This is a genomic window from Streptomyces sp. CB01881, assembly GCF_002953255.1.
Classification (GTDB): Bacteria; Actinomycetota; Actinomycetes; order Streptomycetales; family Streptomycetaceae; genus Kitasatospora.
Genome location: NZ_CP026498.1, coordinates 10,761,354 through 10,764,655, shown reverse-complemented (window position 1 = coordinate 10,764,655; position 3,302 = coordinate 10,761,354). Strand labels below are relative to the sequence as shown.

The 3,302-nt window shown below is 76.1% G+C and carries 4 protein-coding genes; 2 read left to right on the top strand and 2 right to left on the bottom strand.

Features of this window, described 5'->3' with window-relative positions; genetic code table 11:
- The coding region (locus C2142_RS41080; protein ID WP_241003016.1) for a hypothetical protein at window positions 1-217 on the bottom strand (217 nt) is incomplete at its 3' end.
- A gap of 442 nt (window positions 218-659) precedes the next feature.
- Here C2142_RS41080 and C2142_RS36380 point away from each other — a divergent pair.
- The gene (locus C2142_RS36380; RefSeq protein WP_148647072.1) at window positions 660-1,958 is read left to right on the top strand and encodes an RICIN domain-containing protein; all 1,299 of its coding nucleotides are present in this window, start codon (window positions 660-662) and stop codon (window positions 1,956-1,958) included.
- A gap of 448 nt (window positions 1,959-2,406) precedes the next feature.
- The gene (locus C2142_RS36375) at window positions 2,407-2,595 is read left to right on the top strand and encodes a hypothetical protein (RefSeq protein ID WP_148647071.1); all 189 of its coding nucleotides are present in this window, start codon (window positions 2,407-2,409) and stop codon (window positions 2,593-2,595) included.
- A gap of 113 nt (window positions 2,596-2,708) precedes the next feature.
- Here C2142_RS36375 and C2142_RS36370 read toward each other — a convergent pair.
- The coding region (locus C2142_RS36370; protein ID WP_194235852.1) for a response regulator transcription factor at window positions 2,709-3,302 on the bottom strand (594 nt) is incomplete at its 5' end.

Sequence of the window (3,302 nt, the reverse complement as noted above, 5' to 3'; positions counted from 1 at the left end):
TCCCGGACATGGCGTACATCGCGGTGCCGCCGTTGCCGACGGAGAACATCAGCACCATCGCGCCGGTGCCGAGGCCCATCGGCAGGTACGTCAGCACGGAGCCGAAGTCCGCGGTGGCGGGCTCGCCGAGGACGGGGGGCTCGGCCAGTTCGATCTGCTCCTCCGGCAGGCCGGGTCCCTCGGCGCGGGGCGGGCGCTTGACGACCACGGTGCTCACGTCCGGTTCTCTCCCGTTTCTCTGCTGTAGCTCCGGGCCCGGTCGATCCGGGTTCGGGCCGTCCGGTCCCATCCGGGCTCGGTCCGTCCGGGGTCCGTCCGGGCTCCGGAGCGGCCGACGGTTCGCCCTGGTCAGGCCGGGTCGCTCCGGGTCGCAGCCTAGGAACCGCCGGCCGGGGCTCCCGTCGTGCGGGCGGTTCTCTGTCCCGGCGGCCCAGGAAGCGTGTCCGATGGTGCAGCCCGCCCGGGGCGGGGGCCCGGGTTGCCCCTTGATGCAAGGAAGGGGGTGCGGAGGGCCCGGGTCGGCGCCGGGGCCGCGGCGGCCGTCCGGGGCGGGGGTTGAATGACGCGGGCCCCGCCGTCCGGGCGCGGCCGCCCGGCACCCGGGGCGTTCTCCGCGCGGCCGGGCGGGGCCTGACGAAGGAAGAGTGGAGCAGAGACGCATGGAACGTGTGACGCCGTCCGTGGACACCTCCGACGGCCCCGGGGGTGCGCTCTGGGACCGCACCCTGCCGTGGGAGGCGAGCCCGTCGGCGGCCGACAGCGGTGCGGCCGAGCCCGGTACGGCCGAGCCCGACGCCGTCGAGGTGGACAACTCCGGGGTGAACGACTCCGAGGTTGACGGCGACGAGGCTCCCGCCGTGGACACTCCTGAAGCTGAAGCGGGCGCACCCGAGCCAGCCCCGTCCCCCATCACCCTCCCGTCCGCCCCGGTGGCCCCGGCCGCCCGGCCGCCCGTGCCGCGGAAACGCCCGGGCAAGCGCCCCGACCAGCGCCCCACCGGTGCCGGGCCGGCCGCGGACGGCGAGGAGCAGCCGGAGCGGACGGCCCGGATCGCCGGGGCCCTGGTCGCCGCCGGTGTGCTGGCGGCCCTCGCGGTGACCGCCGTGTCGGTCACCGCCGGGCCCGGGGAGAAGGACGGCACGGCCGCCGACTCCGCACCCGGCCCGGCCCTGGGCGCGGCCCGGGTGCCGGGCGCGACGGTGCACGCCGACGCCCCGGCCGCACCGGACGCCTCCCCCGTCACCTCCGCGCCGGCCACCACCGGCCCGACCGACGCTCCGGCCGTCGCGGCGGACCAGCCCGGCGCAGTGCCCGTGGCCGGCCCGCAGGGCGCCCCCGCCGCACCCGACGGTCACACCGCACCCGGAGCCGCGCCGGCGCCCACCACCGGAGCACCCGCGGCGCCGAAGAGCCAGGCGCCCGCCGCCGGTTCGGCGGCGCAGCCGGCCCAGCCCCCCGCTGCGGCGGCCAACCAGCCGCCCGCCGCGGCGGCGGCCCAGCCGGCCCCGGCCGCTCCCGGCGCCGCCCAGCCGGCGCCCGCCGCTCCACCGGCTCCGGCCGCGGCGCCGAGCCCGAACGGCCGGATGATCGCGGGTTACGGCTCCGACCGCTGTGCGGAGGTGTCCGCGCACGCCGCCGTCGACGGCTCCGCGCTGCGACTGTGGGACTGCACCGGTGCCGCCTGGCAGAGCTGGGAGTTCCGCCCGGACGGCAGCGTCCGCTCACTGGGCCTGTGCCTGGACGTGGCCGGCGCCTCGACCGCCGACGGCACCGCGATCCAGCTCGCCCGCTGCAACGGCGGCTGGGCCCAGCAGTTCGCCCTCAACCCGGCGCACGACCTGGTCAACACCCACCTGGGCAAGTGCGTCGACGCCAGGGACCAGGGCACCGCCAACGGGACGGCCCTCCAGCTCTGGGACTGCGTCGGCACCTCGAACCAGAAGTGGTACCTCCGCTGAGCCGTCCGGCTCGATCCCGCCGTTGATCAGCGCCCCGCACGGAAAGCCGTCCCCACGCCGGTGCCTGGGCTCAGGATCACTCAAGGGCCGCTCCACGTCCGACGAACACCCGTTCGGATGCTCACGTTCGATCCGGCCTCCGAAGCCGCTCGGCCGGGGGCAGGCCGGCCGGCGAGCCCGTCGAAGCCCGGATCCTAGGCACCCACGGCGCCCTGCACGAACCGCCGGAGGTGTGCACGCACGACGTCGGGCTGCTCCCGCCAGGGCTCATGCCCTGCGCCCTCGATCCGGGTCAGCGGAAGAGCGAGCCGGAGCGCGAGTGAGTCGAGCGCCGACACGGGACGGGGATCGAGCGACCCGTGCCGCGCCGGTCGTACCGGTACACGGGCGCAAGGTCCGCAACCATGGGGGCGATGTCACCCAGGTAGTCCGGCAGACCGGGACCACCGTGGAGCAGGACGACGGCCGGCCGCCGGGTCGGGTCGCGCCCTTCCGCGCCACGGCCGCAGACGCCGACACCCCTTCGAGCGCCACGGCCCTCTTCGACTTCGACTGCGACAGCGACGTCTTCCGCGTCCTGAACCCGGGCGTGAACCTCCGCCTGCGGCTCGCGGCCCGCTCCGTCACCTTCTCCTGACAACGCTTGTGGGAGGGGCCTTCGACGGCCCCTCCCGCAGGCGCTCCGGCTCTGGATCTCCCGCGCCGAGAGGCACCTGGGACCCGCCTGGCCCGGCCCGGCCCGCCGCGGGCTCAGAGCACTCCGGACCTGATCGCGTGGACCACCGCGTGGGTGCGGTTGCGGAAGCCGAGCCTGGTCATCATGCCGCTGACGATGTTCTTGATGGTCCGTTCGGAGTAGCTGAGCTCACGGGAGATCTCGGCGGTGTCCAGGCCGTCGGCCAGCAGGCGCAGCACGGCCACCTCGCGGGTCTCCAGCCCGGCGGCGGTGAGCCCGCGCGGTCCCAGCACGTCGCGCTGGACCGACCGGAAGCCGTCGACCAGCCAGCCCTGAACCGTCGAAGGCAGGTCGGTGCCGCCGACGGCCACCCACCGGACGACCTCCAGGATCTGCTCGAAGTCGCACTGCTGACGCCAGAGCACGCCGCGCAGCCCGAGCTCCACCGCCCGCAGCACCTGGTGCTCCCGGATGCCCTCGGTGACCAGGACGATCCCCATGGCGGGGTTGTCGGACCGGTCCGCGAAGTCCTCCAGCCGCGTCATCGTCTCCTCGGTGACGGCGCTGGTCAGCACGAGCGCGACGTCCGCGGAGGGGAAGTCCTCGGGCGTGAGCAGCCGGAGCCCGGGGTGGCGGCGCAGCCCGAGGGCCGCCCCCTGTGATCGGGT